The sequence below is a fragment of the Stenotrophomonas sp. 05L44_2 genome, from assembly GCF_056665995.1.
Genome location: NZ_JBFTNR010000532.1, coordinates 1 through 2,931 on the forward strand (window position 1 = coordinate 1; position 2,931 = coordinate 2,931).

A 2,931-nucleotide genomic window follows, 5' to 3' on the forward strand; every position below is an offset into this window, starting at 1 on the left:
CGTTCCAGGTGTCGCCGTCGAAGGTGATCGAGCAGATCGCCGCGCAGATGCGCGCCAAGAAGCTGCCGTGGCTGGAAGACATCCGCGATGAGTCCGACCACGCCAACCCGGTGCGCGTGGTGCTGGTGCCGCGCTCGAACCGCGTCGACGCCGAGCAGTTGATGGGGCACCTGTTCGCCACCACCGACATGGAGCGCAGCTACCGCGTCAACCTCAACGTGATCGGGCTGGACGGCCGTCCGCAGGTGAAGAACCTGAAGACGCTGCTCAGCGAATGGCTGGCATTCCGCAGCAGCACCGTCACCCGCCGCCTGCAGCACCGCCTGCAGAAGGTCGAGCGTCGCCTGCACCTGTTGGAAGGCCTGCTGGTGGCGTTCCTCAACCTGGACGAGGTGATCCACATCATCCGTACCGAGGACGAACCGAAGGCGGCGCTGATCGCACGCTTCGGCCTGTCCGAAGACCAGGCCGAGTACATCCTGGAAACCAAGCTGAAGCAGCTGGCCCGCCTGGAAGAGATGAAGATCCGCGGCGAGCAGGACGAACTGGCCAAGGAGCGCGACAAGATCCTCAGCATCCTCGACAGCAAGGCCAAGCTGAAGAAGCTGATCCGCGACGAGCTGCAGGCCGATGCGAAGAAGTTCGGCGACGAGCGCCGCTCGCCGCTGGTGCAGCGCCAGGCCGCGCAGGCCATCGACGAGACCGAGCTGGTACCGAGCGAGCCGATGACGGTGGTGATGTCCGAGAAGGGCTGGATCCGCGCCGCCAAGGGCCACGACATCGATGCCTCGACCCTGTCCTACCGCGATGGCGATGCGCTGCAGGGTGCAGTGCGTGCGCGCAGCACCCAGCAGGTCGCGTTCCTGGACAGCGAAGGCCGCGCCTACTCCACGCCGGTGCATACCCTGCCCTCGGCACGCGGCAACGGTGAGCCGCTGACCGGCCGCTTCTCGCCAGCTGCGGGCACCAGCTTCGTGACCCTGGCCAGCGCCGAACCAGATACGCGCTTCGTGCTGGCCTCGACCCACGGCTATGGTTTCGTCACCCGCTTCGAGAACCTGATCGGTCGCAACAAGGCCGGCAAGGCGATGCTGAACCTGTCGGCGGGCTCATCGGTACTGACCCCATCGGTGGTGGCGAACGTCGCTACCGACCGCATCGTCGCGGTGACCAGTTCGGGCAACCTGCTGGCGATCGCCGCCAACGACCTGCCGGAACTGGACAAGGGCAAGGGCAACAAGATCATCGAGATCCCCAAGGCCAAGCTCGCCACCGAACGCGTGGTCGCCATCGTGGCAATCAGCCCCGGCCAGACCCTGCAGGTCCGCAGCGGCCAGCGCACCATGGGGCTGAAGTTCAACGAGCTCGACGCCTATCTGGGCGCCCGCGCCACCCGTGGCCATCTGCTGCCGCGTGGCTGGCAGAAGGTGGAAGGGTTGTCGGTCGAATGATGGTAGGTGTCAACCTTGATTGACACGCCTTGCCCGGCAACCGGGAACCCGCCGGGCATGGCCCGGCGCTACCGGGAACGGAGCATCAGACACAAAAAAGCCGGGGCATTCCCCGGCTTCTTTGTTTGTCGGCTGGCGGGCGGTGGAGCAGCTGGCGGGCGAAGGCTGGCTGGCGGTGCTCCGGTGCTGGCGGGCGACGTTGCTTTGCGCTCCTGGTAGAGCCGGGCATGACCCGGCGCTACGACAATCGGGGTCAGTGCGCCGGGGCGCCGCTGCCGTCGATCTTGCTCAGCTGGTACAGCTCCAGGCCGATGCGCTTGATCAGGCCCAGCTGCTGCTCCAGCCACCAGGCGTGGTCTTCCTCGGTGTCCTTCAACTGCGCCAGCAGCATGTCGCGGCTCACGTAGTCGCCCTTCTCCTCGCACAGCTTCATGCCGGCGGCGAGGTTGTTGCGCACCGCGTATTCGGTGTCCAGGTCCTTGCGCAGCATCTCCTCCACGGTCTTGCCGGGCTCGGTGGCATGCGGGCGCATGTCCGGGTCGCCGCCCAGGAACAGGATCCGGCGCAACAGCGCGTCGGCATGCTGGGTCTCTTCCTCCATCTCGTGGTTCAGGCGTTCGTACAGCGCGAACAGGCCCTGGTCCTCGTAGCGGCGGGAGTGGATGAAGTACTGGTCGCGGGCGGCGAGTTCGCCGCGCAGCAGTTCCTTCAGGCAGGCGATGACGTCCGGGTTGCCTTTCATGGGGGGAGCTCCTGTGAATCGATGGCGCCCATGGTGCCCCATCTGGAAATACGGTGATCTAATCGGAATCAGTCGCAGTTGCGCCTGCGGCTACAATCGGCCGACCTGCTCGGAAAGGACCTGTAATGCGTCGTACGTGGCGGTGGATTCTGGGTGTGCTGGTGGCAATCGTGCTGCTCGCGGTGCTGGTCCTGTGGTTGCTGCTGCGCGGCAGCCTGGCCGAACTGGACGGCGAGCGCCCGTTGCCCGGGCTGGCCACCAAGGTCACCGTGGAGCGCGATGCGCTGGGGGTGGTCACCATCACCGCCGGCAACAAGACTGATGCCCTGCGGGCGCTCGGCCGTGTTCACGCGCAGGAACGTTATTTCGAAATGGACCTGATGCGGCGCAGTGCCGCGGGTGAACTGTCCGCCCTGTTCGGAGCGAAGGCGATCGAAGCCGACAAGCGCATGCGCGTACACCGCCTGCGCGCGCGCACCGAGGCCCATCTGCAGGACGCACTGGGCAGCGACCCTGCGGCCGTGCGCGCCTATGTGGACGGGGTCAACCAGGGCCTGGGCAGCCTGGCGGTACGGCCATGGGCCTACCTGCTGCTGCGGCAGGCGCCCCAACCGTGGCAGGCCAGCGACAGCGTGCTGGCAGGCCTGGCCATGTACGCCGACCTGCAGGACCCCAGCAACCAGTCCGAACTCGCCMTGGAGCGCATCCGCGCGGTGGTGCCACCGGCACTGCATGCGC

At 66.7% G+C, this 2,931-nt stretch carries 3 protein-coding genes; 2 read left to right on the forward strand and 1 reads right to left on the reverse strand.

Annotation, left to right across the window (positions count from 1 at the left end; translation table 11 throughout):
• On the forward strand, nucleotides 1–1,451 hold a 1,451-nt coding region (locus AC1VAN_RS16950), incomplete at its 5' end, for a DNA gyrase subunit A (protein WP_480986265.1).
• A 253-nt stretch (nucleotides 1,452–1,704) separates the two neighbouring features.
• Here AC1VAN_RS16950 and bfr read toward each other — a convergent pair.
• Complete coding sequence (gene bfr, locus AC1VAN_RS16955) at nucleotides 1,705–2,193, reverse strand: bacterioferritin (protein WP_025877631.1); 489 nt, start codon at nucleotides 2,191–2,193, stop codon at nucleotides 1,705–1,707.
• Between the two features lie 125 nt (nucleotides 2,194–2,318).
• Between bfr and AC1VAN_RS16960 the strand changes: the two genes are divergently transcribed.
• The coding region (locus tag AC1VAN_RS16960; protein ID WP_480986266.1) for a penicillin acylase family protein at nucleotides 2,319–2,931 on the forward strand (613 nt) is incomplete at its 3' end.

Bases quoted from the DNA above. Each gene is read 5' to 3' on its own strand.
- bfr (WP_025877631.1), bottom strand. From the start codon at position 2,193: ATGAAAGGCAACCCGGACGTCATCGCCTGCCTGAAGGAACTGCTGCGC.